A 19,347-nucleotide genomic window follows, 5' to 3' on the forward strand; every position below is an offset into this window, starting at 1 on the left:
ACCAACGGGAGCTTAAAATGAAAAAGACACTGACCGCACTTACCCTCATTCTCGCCGGGCCGGCCATGGCCGAAGGCGAATTGAACATCTACAACTGGGGCAATTACACCAGCCCCGAGATGATCGAGAAGTTCGAGAAGGAGACCGGCATCAAGGTCACCATCACGGACTACGACAGCAACGACACCGCGCTGGCCAAGATCAAGGCGGGCGGGCATGGCTTTGACATCGTCGTGCCGTCGGGCACCTATGTCCCGATTTTCGTTGGCGAAGGGCTGTTGATGGAAAGCAAGCCGAACGAGATGGAGAATTTCAAGTACATGGACCCGCAGTGGATCGATGTGGAATTCGATCCCGGCCGCAACTACACCGTGCCGTGGCAGTGGGGCACCGTCGGTGTGACGGTGAACACCTCGGTCTATGGGGGCGACATCAACACCGCTGCCGTGATCTTCGATCCTCCCGAAGAGTTGAAGGGCAAGATCAACGTGGTGCCTGAGATGAATGACGTTATGGGCATGGCGATCCACTATGCGGGCGGAGATCAGTGTACGGCCGACAAAGATGTGTTGAAAAAGGTCCGCGACATCCTGCGCGAAGCGAAACCCAACTGGCTCTCGATGGACTACGGCAATATCGAGAAATACGCCAAGGGCGATCTGGCCGCAGGCGTGAACTGGAACGGTGCCTCCTTCCGGGCGCGCAACCAGAACCCCGACATCGCTTTCGGCTATCCGCAGGAAGGCTATCCGGTCTGGATGGACAACGCCGCGATCCTGTCAGACGCCAAGAACGTCGAAGAGGCCAAGACCTTCCTTAACTTCATCATGCTCCCGGAAAACGCCGCGATGCTGTCTGAGTTTGCGCGTTATGCCAATGGTATCGCAGGCTCTGAGGAGTTCATGCCAGAGGACATGAAGAGCGCCCCCGAAGTTGTGGTGCCCGAAGAGCTGAAGGGTGCGGCCTATGTCGCCAAGGTCTGCCCTCCAGAAGCGCAGAAGCTATATACTGCGATCTGGACTGACCTTCAAAAGTAAGCCCTCGGCCGAACAAAATACTGCGCCCTGCCCCTAATTGGGGCGCAGTTCAAGCACTTCCCCCCATGAATTAAGGACTATCGGCCATGTTGGCAGATATCATCATCCAAAACGGCGCGCTGATCACCTTTGATGAAGATCAGCCGGCGGCCACCGCGCTGGCGGTTGTTGGCAACAAGATTGCAGCGGTAGGCACGGACGCGCAGGTTTCACCGCTGATTGGTCCCGAGACACGAGTGATCGACGCGCGCGGTGGCACCGTATTGCCTGGCTTTATCGACAGCCACGTGCATCTTTTTGGCGGCTCCGTGGAGTTGGGATACCTCAACCTCTACGGCGTCAAAGGGCTGGAAGAAATGCGCAGGCTGATCCTGCCCTACGCCGAAGCCAATCCCGACGACAGGATGCTGTTCTGCGTCATGGCGGACTACGGAATTCTGGGCACTGGCAAGACCCTCACACGCCACGATCTGGACGCCATCCTGCCAGACCGCCCCCTTGCCATGTTTGCCCCGGATCACCACACGATCTGGGCCAACACCGCCGCGCTGGAAGCCGCTGCGCTGCTTCAGGGTGGTGAAGTCGATGCCGGGTCGGAAATCGTCTTGGGGAGCGACGGACTTGCCAGTGGCGCGTTGCTGGAGCCGGGGGCTTATAGCCCCATCTTGTCGCTCACCCGCCACGGCGGCCGCGACATGCTCGGCCTCACCACCGGGAAAGACCCTGAGCCCGCTGCTACCCGCGCTGAACGCGAGATGGATAAAGATGCCATCGCCCGCGGTCTGGCCCATTGCGCCGCGCAGGGGATTACCGGATTACATCTGATGGATGGCAATCGCTACCAGCTTGAACTGCTGTCAGAGCTGGAAGCCGAGGGCCGCTTGCTTTGCCGCTGCCATGTGCCTTTCCACCTCAAGGGCACCGACCCAATCGAGCGTCTGACCCGTGAAGCCTTCGCCATGCGCGCCGACTATAAGGGGGACAAGGTGTGCTGTGGCCACGTCAAAATGTTCATCGACGGCGTGATCGAAAGCGGCACAGCCTTGATGCTGTATCCCTATCCGGGCGCGTTGGGCGAAAATGGCAACACGGGGGACGAGGTCTTTACCCAAGAGCATTTCGTGGCCGCCTGCGTTGAGGCCGACCGCCTTGGCTTTCAAATCGCAATTCACGCCATCGGGGACGCCGCCGTGCGCCGCACAATCGACGCTCTTGAGGCTGCGCAAAAGGTCAACGGCAAGCGAGACAGCCGCCACCGAATTGAACATATCGAAGTGATCCACCCCGATGACATTCCCCGATTGGCCGAACTGGGCATCGTCGCCTCGCTGCAGCCCGGCCATGCACCGCGTGGCCATGTCTTCCCGCCTGACGGTGTCGGGAACTACATCCGTCCTGAACAGATTGAAGGGGCCTATGCATGGCAAACCATCCGAGAGACGGGTGCCAAAGTGATCTTTTCAACCGACTGGCCCGTGATCCCCATCGACGTCATGCCCAACATCAAAGCTGCAATCGCACCGTTGGACCTCGGCCCACTTTGGCCCGACCAGACCCAAAGCCTACGAAATACCCTCGCCAGCTACACCCGCGACAATGCCTGGGCCCAGTTTAAGGAGGCAACGCACGGTAAGCTGAAAAAGGGAATGGTCGCCGACATCGCGGTGTTGAGCGCTGATCTGACCTTGCTGGCCCCCGAGGCAGTAACGGAGGCTGCTGCGACAGTCGCCATTATGAACGGGACGATTACCTTTCAGCGCGCAGAATGAACCTGCATTGTGATGCCATCAAAGAAAGGGGTTTCTCACGATCAGGGCAAAACCTGCGAGTATCGACTTGAATAAAGATACCTCATTGCCTCGAATGACAGCTTACCGTCCCTCGCTGTCGATCGACATGATCGGCCCTAACCCGACACCCAGGTGTGCATCAAATCCAGCACGGTAGTGTTTCAAAGCCGTCATTTCTGCCTCGTACAGAAATTCTCCCGGTCGAGCGTCTGAGTTGTGGGAACGACCGCTTATTCTGAGGCCATAACACTACACTCTCGCAATCGCCTCCACCTCTGACCTCAACCTGCGCTCAGCAACACCGGGCGCAGCGCCCCAGACCGCGATCCAGCGGTAGAAAATCGGCGTGAGGAACAGGGTAAACACTGTAGCAAAACCCAAACCACCGACGATGACCCAGCCTACGGCAATACGGGCTTCTGCACCTGCGCCGGAGGTCAGGATCAGAGGAAGGCCACCGAAGACTGTTGAAACCATCGTCATCATCACTGGTCGGATGCGCAGGCGCAGCGCGCTTCGAATTGCGTTATCAATGTCGTCGCCCGCTTCGCGCAACTGGTTCGCGAATTCGACGATCAGAATGCCGTTCTTGGCCATGACCCCGATCAGCATAACAAGTCCGATCTGACTGTAGTAGTTCAACGAACCGCCAGTAATTGAAATAGCCAGCAGCGCGGCGGCAAGGCCAAAGGGCACCGTCATCATGATAACAACCGCGCTGGCAAAGCTTTCAAACTGCGCCGCAAGCACCAGAAGCACGACGATCAGGGCCACGCCGAAGACCATGTAGATACCGCCCTGTGAGTCGTCGAGCGTCGCGGCCTCTCCGGTGAAGGTAATGCCCATACCGTCGGGCAGGACCTCATCGGCTATCGCTTTTTTAATGATACGGCGACCACCGAGATCTACACCTTCCCCAAGGTTTGCCTGCAGAGAGACAGACAAGGCGCCGCCCAAACGTTCGATCTGGGCATCGCTTACCACCATGTCGAGCGATGCTACGGTGGAAAGCGGGATATAGGCGCCGCTGTCGAGGCGGATTGACATGGATGCGATATCGGAGGGATCATCAATCGGTGGTCCGCCGGGGACGACATTGACGTCTACTTCAACGTCATCAGAAAAGACGCTGACCGCAACATTGCCTTGCACCATAGCTTGTATGAGGCTGGTGACATCCGCGCTGTTTAGCCCCATGTCCCTCGCGGCGCTGTCATCAACGGCCACTTCCAATTGTGCATTAACGCTGTTGTTTGACAGTTGCGGGTTCAGGAAGGTGGCATCCTGCGACATCGCCCCGACAAGAGTGTCAGCGGCTTCGGTCATTTTCGTAAGATTGGTGCCCGTCACGGCAAAGCTCAGCCCGCCGCCCGCGCCACGAATGTTGAGACTATTGGTAGAGCGCGCGCTGACCTGCACGCCGGGAACAGAGGCCAACTGGCCGCTGATCTGCGCGATTAGTTCTTGTTGCGTCGTGTCGCGCTCGGTCCAGTCTGGTAAGCGCACGACGATAAACGCACTGGTGCCACCACCGACGCCAATGATGCTCTGCACCGTCTCGATCTGGCCGCTTTCTTGGTATGGTGCGAGGATACCCTCAACAAGCTGGACCTGCGTATCAAGGTAATCAATCGTTGTGTCCGAGGCTCCGCGCGCCTGCACGAGGAAAAAGCCACGATCTTCTTCGGGGGTAACAGTAGAGGGCAGCGTCATCGCGGCCCCCATGGCTATGATGGCGAAACCAACGGCGACCGACAGAACCAACAAAGGCGTGCGGATGGCGAAATCCATCACGCGGTCAAAACTGCGTGACAGCGCACTGGGTTCGGCTGGCTCGGCGTTGGTCTGAGTCTTGCCGGGGTCCAGAAGTGCCGACAGGACCGGCGCAAGCGTCAATGCGGTAATCGACGACAGCGTGACGGCAAAAGCCAGCACAAAGCCAAATTCCGAAAAGACACCTCCCGCCTGCCCCGGCATGAAAGAAATCGGAATAAACACCGCAGCGAGCGTTGCGGTTGTAGAAATGACGGCCAAGAACACCTCGTTGGTGCCAGATGCAGCGGCAGCAAAAGCCCCCATGCCCGACTTGCGCTTGCGGACGATGTTTTCAACCACCACGATGGCATCATCCACGACCATCCCGGTCGCCAGAACCAGTGCGAGCAGGCTGATCGTATTAACGGAAAACCCTGTAATCCAGATCGCAGCGAGCGTGCCGATCAACGCCACCGGGATCGTGACCGCGGGGATCAAGGTTGCCCGTGGAGAGCGCAAAAACAGAAAGATCACGGCGACCACGATGCCAGTGGCCATAAGGATGGATTTGACGACCTCGTTGATTGATCCTTCAATGAAAATACCATCGTCTGAGGTGACTAACAGCTGCACATTTTCAGGTAGTTGTGCGCGCAATTCATCCACAGCGATCGTGACATCGCGCGAGATTTCCAGCGTGTTGCCAACCGATTGCCGCGTGATATCGAGACCAATGGCGGTTTCACCGTTTACGCGGGTGTAAACGCTGGTGTCTTCCGGGATCAGTTGGACAAAGGCGATATCGGCCACTTGGGTCGTGTCATTGATCGGCAGCTGGTTGATGGTCTCCACAGTGACAGCTTCATTTCCGACGCGCAGCGAGAGCGTCTGGGACTCGCTTTCAAGCGCGCCAAGGGCAGTGTCGTCGCGCAGTTCCGCAAGTGCGATTGAGACGTCAAAAATGGTCAGCCCGCGGCTCAGCAATGACGGTATGTTCACTGCCACCCGGAATTCATTAGCGCGATCGCCGCGCAGGGTCACTTCGGCGATGCCGTCGATCAAGGAGAGACGCTCGTAAACCGTGGTCTCGGCAAGTTGCGTGAGCGTGTCGAGGCTGGCATCCCCCAACAGGGCAAGGCGAATGATCGCGTCAGCGTTGCTGTTGCTTTTGCTGACACTTGGGTCCTCGATATCGTCGGGCAGAGAGCGCAGGGCAGCCGATACGATCTCGCGCGCCTCATTGGCGGCCACGTTGACGTCCGTGCCATCCGACAAATCAATAGTAATCTGGCTCGACCCTGTGCTGGACGTGGATTCAATATAGGCCATCCCCTCAAGCGCGCTCAGTGCATCTTCGAGTACTTGAGTGACTTCGGTGTCTACCGTGCTTGCCACGGCACCCTCGTAAGTGGTCCTGACAGAGAGCACAGGCTGATCCACGTCCGGCATTTCACGGATGTCGACGCTGCTGAACGCCGCCAATCCGGCGATGATGATAAGCAGGTTCAGCACGATCCCGAAAATAGGCCGCGCAACAAAAATGTCTGCGAAACCTGCCTTGTGAGCTCTTTTCTCGAAACTCATGCGCCCGGACTCTTGTGTGCGTTGGCGACTGTGATCTGTGCGCCGTCTCGCAGCTTCGATGCTCCCTCAGCCACGATCTGCGCGCCCAGGGCGGCTGTTGTCTCAACCCAGACCTGATCACCTTCGCGGTAGCGGATGGTGACAGGAATGCGGCGAGCGCTGCCTTCTTCGGCGACCCAAATTCCTGCACCGGTGCGGTCCCACGTAATTGCCGTGGCGGGCACAACGGGCAAGGGATCGGTTTCTTCGGTCATGCGGATGGCAAATGTCATCCCGGCAAGCAATAGCCCTTCGGGGTTGTCGATCTCCGCCTGCACCGTGGCGCTGCGGGTCACGCTGTCGAGCCGACTGTCAAAAGCGGTGACTTCACCTTCAAAGATCCGCCCCGCATAGGTAGGTGTCGAGACAAGAACCCGCTTGCCTTCCGTCAAGAGACCGATGGAGCGTTCCGGCACTTCGAAAGTGGCGAGCAGACTGGTGGTATCGTCAATCGTTACGATAGCATCCCCGCTCGATACACGGTCTCCCACGCTAACGTCACTAAGCCCCAATTTGCCCGAAATTGGTGCCACAATCGTGCGGTCGTTTAGCGCGACCTGCGCCAGCCCCACATTGGCTTCAGCCAAACGCAACGCCACGCGTGCCTCCGACAACGCTACCTCAGTCACAACAGAACTGCCGTTGCTGCGTAGCCCCTCATAGCGCGTCACAGTCGCCCGTGCCTGATCGCGGTTCGCCTCGGCAATCTCAAGCGCCAACTGTTCCGTGCGGTCATCCAAACGCAAAAGGACATCGCCTTTTTCCGCCATCCCATTGGCATGGAGTGCCGTCTCAACTACTTCGCCCGCACCGGTTGCGGTTACGTCGGTGCGGTGCAGTGAGACAGCACTGCCAACGGTCCGCAGAACAAGCGTGTACGCGCGGGCTTCAAGTGGAGTGAGAACAACTATTGTCGCTCGGCTTTGTTGCCCTCCCCGCTGTCCTGGTCGTGCATCGTGAGGGGCCTCAGATGTCTCGGTCGCGCTGCCGCCCCAAAGCTGAGTGACCTGATCAGGAACACCGAAAGTGACGCCATAGGCACCCGCGATGATGATGAGGGATAGAATGGCGAAATATGCTCTTTTCAAGGTCTTCTCGGCTCCTGAGGAGTGCTGTCCATGCGAACATAGCGTTATAGTTTTTGGTAATCGGGTTATCGAGTTCAAACGCGGACGCGCCGGCCGAGGAAATGACATGCAAATCAGTCTGCAAAGTCGGAGAGTTTTGTCATGAAAGGTTCCTGCAGTGTTTGTTCTTGTCTTATACGGTCATCGAAACGCATTCCGTCGCTCGGATTTGAATTTAGTGAGGTAAAAGGAATTTTCTATTAGCCGGCGCAAGATAGGTGGCAATGAACTGAAGCATCCAACGCCACAGACACAGGGGGGCAGCATCGATAGCATTCGAGGTCTTAACTGTCGTTCAAACCCACACGGAACAGCGCGGAAACTGCATCAGCGTTGCCGAACTACTTTAGGAGGAAAACAAACTGCAAATTCAACGAAGGTCGGGTTTTCGCATTCCTGCTGGTGTGCTTGCTGATGCAGCGAACGCCCCTACCCGCCCTATTGTTGATCGACGTGGCCAGATTGACAGATCAGGGTGTTTACGGCATCGATCCACAAAGCGTTGAGATTCAATTGTAACGTCACAATTCTCCCAAAATCTGACATCTGAATTGGAATACATATGCCCACAATGATTCCAATTGATCGCAGGGCAAACCTGATGGGCAGTATTTGGATGATTGCTGCGATGGCCATTTTCGCCGTCGAAGACGCATTTTTAAAAGCAGCGTCAACGGTGCTGCCTGTCGGTCAAATTCTGATGATCTTCGGCTTGGGCGGTGCTGCGCTGTTTGCATGCTTGGCGCGTCTGAATAATGAACCCCTGTTTGTCCCAGAGATCCTATCCCTGCCGATGCGCATCCGGGTGGTATTCGAGATTGCAGGCCGGCTGTTTTATGTCCTCGCCATTGCGTTAACACCATTGTCTGCCGCAACCGTCATCTTGCAAGCCACCCCGTTGGTCGTGGTCGCCGGTGCAGCATTGGTGTTTGGCGAAAAGGTTGGTTGGCGCAGGTGGTTTGCGATCTTTATTGGTTTGATTGGGGTCGTTGTTATCGTTCAACCGGGCACGGACAGTTTTTCGGCCCTATCGATTTTGGCGGTTATCGGCATGATTGGATTTGCGGGGCGTGATCTGGCAAGCCGTGCTGCACCGGCAACGCTCAGCACAGTCATTCTTGGGCTGTATGGTTTCCTGGCAATTGTCGCGGCTGGTGCGCTTATCGCCGTTTGGCAAGGGGTGCCTTTCGTAGGCCCAGATGTTGGGACGTGTTTTTACTTATTGGGGGCCATCTTGGCAGGTGTCGTTGCCTATTCATGCCTGATGAAGGCAATGCGGACCGGCGAGGTATCCGCCGTCACGCCGTTCCGATACACAAGGCTGCTTTTCGGGATCACATTGGGTGTTGTACTGTTCAACGAACAACTGAGCCCGACAATGATACTGGGTTCCGGTTTGATCGTATTCTCGGGGCTTTTCATTCTTTGGCGCGGAAAATCGGCAAGGTAACCGAGATACATCAAAGCTTGATCAGCTGATCCCCAACTTTGACGGTCCCGTCTTGCACGATTTTACAAAGAATTCCGCGCAACCGAAGGTCGCGATTTTCGCGTTTGTTGATCCAGCGTAGACTATCATTCCCGTACCGCTCATGCCACTTGATGCAACCGGTGTTGAATTTATCGCTGACTTCTAGGATCGCGGAACCAGCACTTAACCGTGCGCCCACAGGTAGGTTCGCGGCGCCAAGGTCCATGTCGACAACGATAGGATCGCCCGGATGAACCGTGTTTGTACGATCACGCCAACACAGGTCCATGACCCGCTGCGCAAGAATGGATACCTGTATTCTGGGATCCGGTTCACCGTTGGGCAGCGTTAACCACGGCTTTTTGGTCCACCTTTCACCGATAATCCCGCGCTCGACGGTCATCTCTAGCGTGTCAGGGAAAGTCCGAAGGCCGTAATCAGGTCGAAAGCACAATTGCCCAATTGTGGCACCGCTTTTAGGTGCTGCCAGAATGTGATCCAGCGCGGCGTTACATTCAGCAGTTGTCGCGTGCGCAGGCGTATGCGGTGTCATCTTATCCAACCTCAGAAATCCCTGTCTTGTATCCCTACCCTTGGTCCTGTGCCCAAACAAGGGGCGCTACAAAGCCTCAAAAATCGATATTTTGTATACAACACGGTAGTAATTGCGTTTTCTCCGCACGAGGGCTAACGTTCTTACTATGGAACAACGCAGTGCTATTAACATAGCTAGCTCTCTTGAGAAAATGATCTTTAACGGGACTTTTGCCGATGGTGACAGGCTCGACGAGGTGCGTTTGGCCGAACAGTTTGGGGTCTCGCGCACACCACTTCGAGAAGCGTTACAGCGACTGGAAAGTTCTGGACTTGTCACGTTGATCCCGCGGCGCGGTGCCTTTGTACGTCAACCGGGCCCGTTGGAACTGTTTGAGATGTTCGAAGTCATGGCCGAGCTTGAAGCGGTCTGCGGTCGATTGGCCGCGCGGAGGATTTCAGACAAAGCATTTGATGAATTGCGTGCAGCAAATGCGCGGTGTCAGGCGGCATCGGACGCTCAGAATGCCGACCTCTATTACGACGAAAACGAAACTTTCCATGCCACCATATATCGCGAATCTGGCAACAGCTTTCTTGAGCAGGAAAGCCTGAAACTGCAAAAACGTCTGCGCCCTTTCCGGCGGCAGCAGCTGCGTTTGCGTGGCCGTATGGCACAGTCTATGGCCGAACATGAGGCCATTGTTGATGCGCTGGTGTCAGGCGATGCAGAAAGTGCGGCCAACGCCCTGCGTAATCATGTCAGCGTTCAGGGCGAAAGGTTTCACAGCCTGATGACAGGGCTTAGCGCAGCTGCAAGCTAAGGCCCCGACATAAAAATCCGCCCCCTGCATATTTAAGTGGTGCCCAGTTTAGCATCCTAAACGTCACGAAATGTTCCCAGCCCTCACGCGATGCGCAGGGCTTGTTCAGTTGTGCATCATACTTGGGTAGCAATATCCCGGCCCCGACAGAGGCAAGGACATATTTATAAATTGCTTGACGGGTCACAAATGGCCAGTCTTGTATACAATATGTTAAAATACAAATACAAATAATCCATCACCAACAGTGAGGACTGGATGACTATCAAAGCACTGATCACCGGTACGGCCCTTGGCCTGATCGCCGCATCATCCGCATTTTCCGGCAAGGAATGGAATGCGCCCGACATGTCCCCCCTGCCCACGGTCGTCGCATGAGCGGGTCGTTCTCACGCAGCCAATCGACCCGTAAACCCGGGGTCACGGCAACATCCGGGGGGGTCGTCGCAGCCCAGCATGTTCAGGCCGCTGAGGTCGGTGCCGACGTGTTGGCCGCGGGCGGTGATGCGGTTGATGCGGCGGTCGCCGTCAGTTTTGCTTTGGGCGTGCTGGAGCCTTGGATGTCCGGCCCAATGGGTGGCGGTGCGATGATGCTGTGGCGCGAGGACGAACGCCGCGCCGTTGCCCTGAACTATGGGATGCGCTCTTCAGCCGGGCTTGATCTGGCGCAGTACCCCCTATCTGGCGCGGGCAAGGCATCTGACTTGTTCCCATGGGAGTCCGTGGTTGACGACCGCAACGTGACAGGGGCCACGGCCGTGGCTGTTCCCGGCACCATGGCGGGCATTTCAGCCGCCCACGAACGGTATGGCCGGATGCCGTGGTCGTCGCTGCTGTCACCAGCCGTCGCGCTGGCCAAGCGCGGTTTGCATGTGGATTGGTATGCCGCGCTGATCATCGCCTCCAGCGCGCGGGATCTGGCGCGCGATCCGGACGCAGCAGCGATTTACCTCGATGACGGGGTTTGGCCCAAGGGGTCCGGCTGGACTGCGCAGGCTGATCAGCGTCTGGACCAAAGCGCGATGGCCGCAACACTGGACCAGCTCTCCCAAGAAGGCGCGGCGACCTTTTATCAAGGCGACATCGCCCGCGCCCTTGTGCGCGATGTGACCGACAAGGGCGGGTTTCTGTCGATGGCAGATATGCGCGACTATCGCGTGACGTGGTCCGATCCGCTGTCCTTCCGGTTTCGCGACGGCGTTGTGCATGCTGTTCCCGGCCTCACTGCGGGGCCGACACTGGCCGATGCGATGGGCCACTGGGAAGACAGCTATGACGCCGCCGAAGCCGAAGCGCCGTCCGGGTATCTGGCCCGGGCCGACGGGCTGCACCGTGCTTATGCACACCGTCTATCGTCGATGGGGGACCATGAAAGCGCGCGAGCGCCGGGGTGCACGACGCATTTCTCGATCGTGGACCGCGCCGGCAATATGGTTGCCATGACCCAGACGCTTTTGTCTGTGTTCGGCTCAAAGGTCGTGTCGGGCAGCACCGGATTGATGCTGAACAACGGCGTCATGTGGTTCGACCCCGAACCCGGCAAACCCAATTCGCTTGGCCCGGGCAAAGCGTGTCTGATGAACGTTTGCCCCGTGATTGGTGAAACCGCGACCGGTCGCTTTGCCTTGGGGGCGTCGGGCGGGCGCAAGATCATGCCGGCGGTGGCCCAGATCAGCAGCTATCTGATGGAGCAAGACATGACCCTGCAAGATGCAATCGAGGCCCCGCGTCTGGATGTTTCAGGCGGTGCGCAGGTGTTGGCCGACACCCGTCTTGCTGGCCCTGTGACGGATGCGTTGGCCGCCAAATTCCCGCTGGCTCTGGCCCAACGTTTGCCATTTCCCTATGCCTTTGCCTGCCCCGCAGCTGTCATGCGCCACGGCACCACAAATTCCGGCACGACCGAGACAATGTCCCCTTGGGGCGGTGGCGTCGCAGAACCCGAAAGCACAAAGGACCCCCATGAGCCTACATGACGCCGCATACGCCAATATTGAATCCTATTTCGACACTGGCGCGTTTCAGACCGAATTGGCCGCTTTGGTGGCCCGCCCGACCGAAAGCCAGGACCCGCGCGGCAAGCCGCATTTGCATGCCTATCTGCACGAAGACATCGCCCCTATGCTGCAAGAGATGGGCTTTACCTGCCAGTTTCACGACAATCCTGTGCCAGACGGCCCCCCGATTTTGACAGCCGAGCGGATCGAAGACGCGACCCTGCCCACAGTGCTGAGCTATGGTCACGGCGATGTCGTACGCGCGCAAGAAGACCAGTGGCGCGAGGGGCTGACCCCCTTTGAGTTGATTGAGGAAGGCGACCGTCTTTATGGGCGCGGCGCCGCTGATAACAAGGTACAGCACCTGATCAATCTGCGGGCAATGCGCGCGGTCATTGCCGCCCAAGGGCATCTGGGTTTCAACGCCAAGATCATCATTGAAATGGGCGAAGAGGCCGGATCACCGGGCCTGAAAGAGTTCTGCGCCCAACAAAAGGATTTGCTGAAGGCTGATGTTTTTATTGCGTCGGACGGGCCGCGGCTGCGACCGGCAGCACCAACCATCTTTACAGGATCACGCGGTGGGGTCAGCTTTGATCTAGAGGTCAACCTGCGAGATGGGGCAAACCATTCCGGCAACTTTGGGGGTTTGCTGGCCGATCCTGCGATGATCCTTGCCCATGCCTTGGCCAGTATCACCGACGACCACGGCCAAATCCAGATTGCCGAGTGGCGGCCCGACAGCCTGACCCCCCGCGTCCGCGAAATTCTGGCCGCCCTGCCCGCGCATGATACCGGCATCGCGTTGGACCACGATTGGGGCGAAGCAGATCTGACCCCCGCCGAACGGGTTTTCGGTTGGAACAGCTTTACCATTCTGGCGATGAAGGCCGGGGTGCCAGAAGCCCCGCTGAATGCCATTGCGGGCTCTGCTCGGGCGACATGTCAATTGCGTTTTGTGGTTGGTACCGACGTGGACGATATCTTGCCCGCCCTGCGCCGCCATCTGGACCGCGCAGGTTTCGACAAGGTCAAAGTGGTCGAACACGGCGAAAACAGCTTTCCTGCGACGCGGCTGGCCCCCGATCATCCGATGGTTCGCTTTGCCAGCGCGTCAATTGAAAATAGCATAGGGGTCGCGCCGGATATTCTGCCCAATCTCGGCGGTTCGCTCCCCAATGACTGCTTTGCCGAAGTGCTGGGGCTACCCACAATCTGGATTCCCCATTCCTATGCCGGGTGTGCGCAACATGCCCCCGACGAACACGTGCTCAAAAGCCTGTCGCGTCAGGCGTTGCTGGCGATGACCGGTCTGTTTGCCGACCTTTCAACGCAGGGCTCAAACTTGAAATAACAGTGAGAGGAACGAAAACATGGTTCAGACAAGTTTTCTTGGGGATATGCTGACTTCGTTGTTCGAGCGTCGCCGCAACACCAGCACCAGCAGCGATACCCGCCCGATAGAAGAAATGTGCCTGTCGCTTTTGGCATCTGCGGGCGAGGTGTCTGGTATTTATCTCGCTAAGGCGATCCTAGACCGCTACGCGGAGCTTGGCACCGCCCAGAAGCTGGAATTTTTTCGTTTCCTGAACGACACATTGGAAATGGATGCTGGCAATTTGTGTGACCTGACACAGGCCTATCTCGATACAGGTAGCGTTGCGGATTACCGCGCCATCACAATCGCTGCCGAACCGCGCAGGCAGGAATTGTTGCGGCGACTGAACCAATCCGCTGGCGCGACGGCGCAATTGGTTTCAATGCGGGTCGATCTGCTCGGGTTTTTGAAAGACCACCCTGAACTCAAACGGTGCGATTTTGATTTCCTGCATTTACTGCGCAGCTGGTTCAATCGGGGCTTCTTGGTGTTGCGTCAGATCTCTTGGGAGACACCCGCCAGCATACTCGAAAAGATTGTAGAATACGAAGCCGTCCACGCCATCAATGATTGGGAAGATTTACGGCGCCGGCTCTATCCCTCGGACCGCCGTTGTTTCGCATATTTCCACCCCACAATGCCGGACGAGCCGTTGATCTTTGTCGAGGTAGCGCTGATGAAGTCTGTGCCATCCTCGATCCAGCATGTGCTGGCTGAAAACCGCACGCCGTATCAAGCCGCCGATACAAATGTCGCCGTTTTCTATTCCATCTCGAATTGTCAGGACGGGCTGCAGGGCGTGAGCTTTGGTAACCTGCTGATCAAGCAGGTGGTCGATGAGTTAAGCCAGCAGTTGCCGCAGCTTGATACCTTTGTCACACTGTCGCCCATTCCGGGGTTCAATGACTGGCTCGCGGCGCAGACAGACACCCCTATCACACAACATGTTCTAGCGGGTGATGCGTCTGAAACGGAAGTCGAAACGGCCGCAGCACATTATCTGGTCAACGCCAAGCGCCCGGGCGGAAAACCCCGCGATCCCGTCGCACGATTTCACCTAGGTAACGGTGCGATCCTGCACGAAGTTCACGCGAACGCCGACCTGACAGCAAAAGGACGCGAGCAATCAAGCGGCGCAATGGTGAACTATCTCTATGACCTGAAGCGGATTGAGAAAAATCATGAACAATTTGTCCATGGCCAGACGATTGCCACGTCCAAACCCATAGCGTCCAAGGCGGCCGCCTTTGTAGCAATGCAAAAGGCAGTGCCCACAAAATGACCAATCGCCTTTAGGGCGCATTGATCGCGGACAAGTTTGTCACGAAAACGCCCCCTACCCCAAGTTGGGGGAATTTACAGGAAGCGTCCCAAGCGTCCGTATTTATCTACTATATCTACATGTTGCTGACATGATGGCCGCTCATCAGGAGCCTTCAAAAAACCCTTGCAAAGGAAAAGCCGTACACCTCTGGGGACTGACCACCCCGCGAGCTGGATTTGGATGGTGCAGAAACCATTGACGAGTTCGCTCACATGGTGACGCGCAACACGCCGGCAGGTTCCAATTCTATCCCATGGCATGCAACGCTTTGGTCTGTGTAATTGAACCAGAACCGCTCTGCTTTTGTTGTACGAATGCGGACACCGTCGGGCATGGGAAGGGTCTTGATCTGTGCCGCGGCACAGGTCGTCACGATAAACTGGTCGAGAGCTTCATCATCCAGCCAGCCAGCCAGATAAGTTTGATTGCCTTGGCACATCGCAACCGGCTCACCCGCTTCGCTTTGCAGTGTAACTTGGGCGCTGCCCTCCAACACCTCGCGGTAGCGGATGACCCTCCCCCCACTTTGTAGCGAAACAAAGATATCGCTGCGCAAGCTTTCGATCTGGGCGACCGTTACATCCAAGTTTGGAATGCTAGGCGGCAACGGCACAGGGATCGCCATTTCCCCATTTCGCGCCCCTGCACGCGGGCCATAGACAACCGCGCTGTCGCAGCTTGCGAGCGCTTGTTTCAACGCGTCTTGCATGAACATCAAACCGGGGGCCAGGATCAGCTTGTAGCCGTAAAAATTGCGCGTAGTGGCAGGCAGAATATCCACTGATAAACCCTGTCTTCGCAGCGCTTTATACGTATGAAATACCAACCCGAAATAGCTTAGGTCGCGGCCATGGGGTTGGGTTGCCCATGCAAAATCCGCGTCATAGTCAAACACAATGGCAACGGGGGCTTGCCCGCTGACCACATCCGGCGCGTCGCGCATTTCTGCATTCACTTTCCGGACTTCCTCCATCGCAAACGCTTCTTTGCTGTCAGGGCGCAGCAGGCCTGCATGCAGCTGCTCTTGCGCAAATGGCGCTTGCCGCCAACGGAAATAGCACACCGCTTCTGCACCATGGGCAAATGCCTCCCAAGACCACAGGCGCACCATGCCTGCCAACGGCACGGGGTTGTGCGGGGCCCAATTCACAGGGCCTGGCTGTTGTTCCATCACCCACCAGCGGCCGCGGCCCACGGCCCGGTAGAGATCGTGATGAAATGCCTGAAAATCGGGATCACCTTGGCGGGCAAACTTATGCTGGTGCGCGGCATTGGCACCGACCCTGTCCTCCAAGAAACCCAAGGGGTAGCTGTCCCATGTGGCGATATCCAGATTTTCGCCCACGGCAAAATGATCGAAATCGGTGATCCTGCCCATATAGTTATGACTGACAGGCGCGGCGCTGTGACGTCGGATCACGTCAAGCTGTAGCTGGTTAAACAGCACCACCTGATCCGAACTGAAACGACGGAAGGCCAAGCTATGCGCCGGGTTCGCTTCGGTCACGGTCAGGTTTGGTGGATCGATATCTTCAAAGCAGTCATAGTCCATCGACCAGAACGTGTTCCCCCATTCAGCATTCAGCCGCGCGACCGTCCCATAACGGTCTTCGAGCCATCTGCGAAACGCAACAGCAGCCGCATCGCTGTAAGAGATCGTTGTGTCATGGCAGCCATATTCGTTGTCGATCTGCCACGCTGCGACATGGGGATTGCCGCCATAGCGGCGCGCCATCAATTCGGCGATCTTGACGCATTCTTTCTTGTAGCCTTCGTGGCTAAAGCAATAGTGCCGGCGCGACCCGAACTTGCGTGGCCGTCCTTCGACATCCACCGCAAGCATGTCGGGGTGACGTTTCAACATCCAGCGCGGCGGGGTCGCCGTGGGCGTGCCCAACACGACTTTCAGTCCGGCCGTACCCAATGTCTCAATCGCAAGATCAAGCCAGTCCCAGTGATACTCATCGGGTTTAGGCTCTAGCTTGCTCCATGAGAACTCCCCGATCCGCACCCATGTCAGACCGGCCTCGACCATACGGCGGGCGTCGCTCTCCCACATCTCGACAGGCCACTGTTCAGGGTAATAGCAGGTCCCAAGGGTTCGTTTCATCATGCCTCACAAAATTATCCGGTGTTCCCGCTGGCCTTTGACCCCTGCCGCAAAGCTAAAGGTCTGGCCATCCTGCGCGCCATGACGCCCTTGCGCAGCCGAGGTTACAAAAACGGTCTTAAGGTCAGGACCCCCAAAAGCAGGGCATGTGGCCTGCGCGGCGGGTACGTCATATGCTTCTATCAATGCGCCATCGGGCGCATAACGGGCGACCTGCCCCGCACCCCATTGCGCGTTCCAAAGGCATCCTTCGCTATCCACAACCGATCCGTCGGGGTTTCGCTTGGTCTGCTTGAGGTCCACAAAAACTTCTGCATCACCCGCAGGCCAGCCGTCATCCGCGTCGAGAGCAACCCTCATAATCTGCCGCGTCGGTGTGTCCGTATAATAGGCAAAGCGACGGTCAGGCGAAAAGGCGATGGAGTTCGAGATTGTGATGTTTCCAAACAGCTTGCGCAATTCGCCTTTGTAGAACCTGTATATCGCGCCCATCCCACGGTCTGCGTCAAACCCCATCGTGCCGATCCAGAAACCGCCCCAAGGGTCCGCACGCCCGTCATTTGAACGGGTCAGCGGCTGGTCCGCTTCCAACGGCGCAACCAACGCGCGTTCACCACTGATCAGATCAAACTGCCAAAGACCGGTTTCCGAGGCCATGAGCAGCGTGTTTGTATCAATCCATCCGGCAGCAGAGACACATTCGTCAAAGTTCCACGAAAGGACGTCACCACCCTGTCGCGACAACAACGTCTTGCCAAGAATATCAAACCAGAACAGCTGCGCACGCTCGGGGTGCCACAATGGCCCTTCCCCCAAGGTACACGCACGTGCATCGAAAATCTCAGCGGTCACTGGCGCAACGCTTTGTCATAGGCCGCCACCGCTTCACGTGCGTTTTTTCCAACGTCGGCAGTACTGTAGCCCGGTTTATACAGGCTGGACCCAAGGCCAAATCCAGTGACGCCGGCAGCCAGCCATTCGGCAAAATTCACGGGGCCCACACCGCCCACGGCAAAGGTCTCGGTCCCTGCGGGCAAAACCGCATTGATCGCTTTCAAGCCCTCAATGCCCAGCAAGAACGAAGGGAAGAACTTCAGCCCGTCCGCCCCGGCCTTGAGGGCCGCAAAACACTCGGTCGGGGTCATCACACCGGGATAGGATATCATGCGCGCTGCCTTGCTGGCCTCAATAACGGCGGTATCGGCATTGGGCGAAACAATCATTTTGCCGCCCGCATTCGCAACGTCCGTGACGCTTTGCACGTCCAGCACGGTCCCCGCCCCGATCATCGCTTGCGCGCCATGGCTGCCGGCCATCGCTTCGATTGATTTAAGCGGTTCTGGCGAATTCAGCGGCACCTCGATCCGGGTGATGCCTTCTGCGATCAGTGTCGCGCATATCTCGGCGGCTTCATGCGGTTGGATCCCACGCAGGATGGCGATGATATTCCGGCTCATGTCGATGCCCCTTTTCTTAGGTTATATGCAGAGGTCAGACCGGCAAGCGTCAAATCTGCGCTCTCCAGCACCTCGGCTTGAATGCCCTGCTCGGCCAATGCGCTTTGGTAATGCTCGGCAACAGCATCCGCACCAAGGATCGCGACATGACGCCCCAGCCAATAAGGCTTTGTGCCAGCCAACTCCAAACCGATCAACAAGCCAGACAGCCGCGCCCGCCCTGCGTCAGCAGAGGTGCCCAGCAACAACCCTGCGGCGCGCATGCCGAACAGTTGCGCGGCGAAAGCCTGCGGACGGTCCATCGCGCTGGCCACCCCGGCCAGAAAGCTGTCCTGATCCCAGCCATCACTGGTGACGGAATGGCGCAGCACAGAATGCTGGGACAAAAGCGCAAATATCTCGCCCGTCATGCAGGTCTGGAAACTGACAATTTCGCCTGCGCTGATATGCACCCATTTGGTGTGGGTACCGGGCAGACATAAAATACCGTCAAAATCGGGCTGAGCGCTTAGCACACCAGCGATCTGGGTTTCCTCACCGCGCATTACATCAGGGGGGGACATCTGTTTGACTCCCGGCAGGATGTGCACGGCTAGTCGCGGATCAGTGCTGGCAGGGGTGACAGCGGCCTGCCCGCTTGGTGGGGCACAGGGCGTCGCAACATAGGGCGCTTCCATCCACCCTTCGCGTGCGCCGACCATGCCTGAACAAATGACAGGCGTCACACGGTCCGGCGCAAGATAGGGTTCAACCAATTCCAACAACGCGGGCTCAAACGCGTCACGCCCCAGACCAGCCATTCCATTTTCAGAACTGTCTTGCGCAAAAGGCAGACCATCACGGCCCATCATCCAGACCCGCAGGTTAGACGTGCCCCAATCAACAGCAATCCATTCAGCGCTTTGTTGCACAGTGTCCAT

Annotated in this window: 14 protein-coding genes; 7 read left to right on the forward strand and 7 right to left on the reverse strand. The window is 57.4% G+C overall.

Annotated features, from left to right (window positions below):
* Positions 1-17: 17 nt before the first annotated feature.
* Complete coding sequence (locus tag AADJ11_RS17355) at positions 18-1,037, forward strand: extracellular solute-binding protein (RefSeq protein ID WP_341235697.1); 1,020 nt, start codon at positions 18-20, stop codon at positions 1,035-1,037.
* Between the two features lie 86 nt (positions 1,038-1,123).
* Entirely contained in the window at positions 1,124-2,806 is a 1,683-nt protein-coding gene (locus AADJ11_RS17360) for an amidohydrolase (RefSeq protein ID WP_341235698.1), read from the forward strand.
* Positions 2,807-3,076: 270 nt separating this feature from the next.
* On the opposite strand, the gene AADJ11_RS17365 is transcribed toward AADJ11_RS17360, so the two are convergent.
* Both AADJ11_RS17365 and AADJ11_RS17370 read right to left on the reverse strand, forming a co-directional pair.
* Positions 3,077-6,166: an efflux RND transporter permease subunit gene (locus AADJ11_RS17365; protein WP_341235699.1), complete on the reverse strand. Its 3,090-nt coding sequence runs from the start codon at positions 6,164-6,166 to the stop codon at positions 3,077-3,079.
* A complete protein-coding gene (locus AADJ11_RS17370) occupies positions 6,163-7,293 on the reverse strand; it encodes an efflux RND transporter periplasmic adaptor subunit (RefSeq protein ID WP_341235700.1) in 1,131 nt (376 codons plus the stop codon). Before AADJ11_RS17370 ends, AADJ11_RS17365 begins: the two co-directional genes overlap by 4 nt.
* A 601-nt stretch (positions 7,294-7,894) precedes the next feature.
* Between AADJ11_RS17370 and AADJ11_RS17375 the strand changes: the two genes are divergently transcribed.
* Positions 7,895-8,782 (forward strand): DMT family transporter, encoded by an 888-nt coding sequence (locus AADJ11_RS17375; RefSeq protein WP_341235701.1) that lies wholly within the window; start codon positions 7,895-7,897, stop codon positions 8,780-8,782.
* Positions 8,783-8,792: 10 nt separating this feature from the next.
* On the opposite strand, the gene AADJ11_RS17380 is transcribed toward AADJ11_RS17375, so the two are convergent.
* Positions 8,793-9,356, reverse strand: a complete 564-nt coding sequence (locus AADJ11_RS17380; RefSeq protein WP_341235702.1) for a hypothetical protein — start codon at positions 9,354-9,356, stop codon at positions 8,793-8,795.
* 148 nt (positions 9,357-9,504) lie between these two features.
* On the opposite strand from AADJ11_RS17380, the gene AADJ11_RS17385 reads away from it, so the two are divergent.
* From AADJ11_RS17385 to AADJ11_RS17400, 4 genes are all read left to right on the forward strand, one after another.
* On the forward strand, positions 9,505-10,161 hold the full coding sequence (locus AADJ11_RS17385; RefSeq protein WP_341235703.1) for a GntR family transcriptional regulator: 657 nt from the start codon (positions 9,505-9,507) through the stop codon (positions 10,159-10,161).
* A 374-nt stretch (positions 10,162-10,535) separates the two neighbouring features.
* A complete protein-coding gene (locus AADJ11_RS17390; RefSeq protein ID WP_341235704.1) occupies positions 10,536-12,137 on the forward strand; it encodes a gamma-glutamyltransferase in 1,602 nt (533 codons plus the stop codon).
* A complete protein-coding gene (locus tag AADJ11_RS17395) occupies positions 12,124-13,512 on the forward strand; it encodes a M20 family metallopeptidase (protein WP_341235705.1) in 1,389 nt (462 codons plus the stop codon). Before AADJ11_RS17390 ends, AADJ11_RS17395 begins: the two co-directional genes overlap by 14 nt.
* Positions 13,513-13,531: 19 nt before the next feature.
* Entirely contained in the window at positions 13,532-14,818 is a 1,287-nt protein-coding gene (locus tag AADJ11_RS17400; protein ID WP_341235706.1) for a malonyl-CoA decarboxylase, read from the forward strand.
* Between the two features lie 250 nt (positions 14,819-15,068).
* Here the strand turns inward: AADJ11_RS17400 and AADJ11_RS17405 are convergent, their stop codons facing one another.
* Genes AADJ11_RS17405 through AADJ11_RS17420 form a run of 4 tightly spaced genes read right to left on the reverse strand, consistent with a single transcriptional unit; the run spans position 15,069 to position 19,347 of the window.
* Entirely contained in the window at positions 15,069-16,970 is a 1,902-nt protein-coding gene (locus AADJ11_RS17405) for a beta-galactosidase (RefSeq protein WP_341235731.1), read from the reverse strand.
* A gap of 6 nt (positions 16,971-16,976) precedes the next feature.
* Complete coding sequence (locus AADJ11_RS17410) at positions 16,977-17,822, reverse strand: SMP-30/gluconolactonase/LRE family protein (protein WP_341235707.1); 846 nt, start codon at positions 17,820-17,822, stop codon at positions 16,977-16,979.
* Entirely contained in the window at positions 17,819-18,427 is a 609-nt protein-coding gene (locus AADJ11_RS17415) for a 2-dehydro-3-deoxy-6-phosphogalactonate aldolase (RefSeq protein ID WP_341235708.1), read from the reverse strand. The genes AADJ11_RS17410 and AADJ11_RS17415 overlap by 4 nt, the downstream gene beginning before the upstream one ends.
* A complete protein-coding gene (locus AADJ11_RS17420) occupies positions 18,424-19,347 on the reverse strand; it encodes a 2-dehydro-3-deoxygalactonokinase (RefSeq protein WP_341235709.1) in 924 nt (307 codons plus the stop codon). The genes AADJ11_RS17415 and AADJ11_RS17420 overlap by 4 nt, the downstream gene beginning before the upstream one ends.

It is taken from the genome of uncultured Sulfitobacter sp. (genome assembly GCF_964021855.1).
GTDB lineage: Bacteria > Pseudomonadota > Alphaproteobacteria > Rhodobacterales > Rhodobacteraceae > Sulfitobacter.

What these genes read in the sequence shown, in the direction of transcription:
- AADJ11_RS17355 (WP_341235697.1), top strand. Translation starts at nt 18, where the DNA reads ATGAAAAAGACACTGACCGCACTTACCCTCATTCTCGCCGGGCCGGCC.
- AADJ11_RS17380 (WP_341235702.1), bottom strand. Translation starts at nt 9,356, where the DNA reads ATGACACCGCATACGCCTGCGCACGCGACAACTGCTGAATGTAACGCC.
- AADJ11_RS17385 (WP_341235703.1), top strand. Translation starts at nt 9,505, where the DNA reads ATGGAACAACGCAGTGCTATTAACATAGCTAGCTCTCTTGAGAAAATG.
- AADJ11_RS17420 (WP_341235709.1), bottom strand. Translation starts at nt 19,347, where the DNA reads ATGGACACTGTGCAACAAAGCGCTGAATGGATTGCTGTTGATTGGGGC.
- AADJ11_RS17400 (WP_341235706.1), top strand. Translation starts at nt 13,532, where the DNA reads ATGGTTCAGACAAGTTTTCTTGGGGATATGCTGACTTCGTTGTTCGAG.
- AADJ11_RS17365 (WP_341235699.1), bottom strand. Translation starts at nt 6,166, where the DNA reads ATGAGTTTCGAGAAAAGAGCTCACAAGGCAGGTTTCGCAGACATTTTT.
- AADJ11_RS17375 (WP_341235701.1), top strand. Translation starts at nt 7,895, where the DNA reads ATGCCCACAATGATTCCAATTGATCGCAGGGCAAACCTGATGGGCAGT.
- AADJ11_RS17405 (WP_341235731.1), bottom strand. Translation starts at nt 16,970, where the DNA reads ATGAAACGAACCCTTGGGACCTGCTATTACCCTGAACAGTGGCCTGTC.
- AADJ11_RS17390 (WP_341235704.1), top strand. Translation starts at nt 10,536, where the DNA reads ATGAGCGGGTCGTTCTCACGCAGCCAATCGACCCGTAAACCCGGGGTC.
- AADJ11_RS17415 (WP_341235708.1), bottom strand. Translation starts at nt 18,427, where the DNA reads ATGAGCCGGAATATCATCGCCATCCTGCGTGGGATCCAACCGCATGAA.
- AADJ11_RS17360 (WP_341235698.1), top strand. Translation starts at nt 1,124, where the DNA reads ATGTTGGCAGATATCATCATCCAAAACGGCGCGCTGATCACCTTTGAT.
- AADJ11_RS17395 (WP_341235705.1), top strand. Translation starts at nt 12,124, where the DNA reads ATGAGCCTACATGACGCCGCATACGCCAATATTGAATCCTATTTCGAC.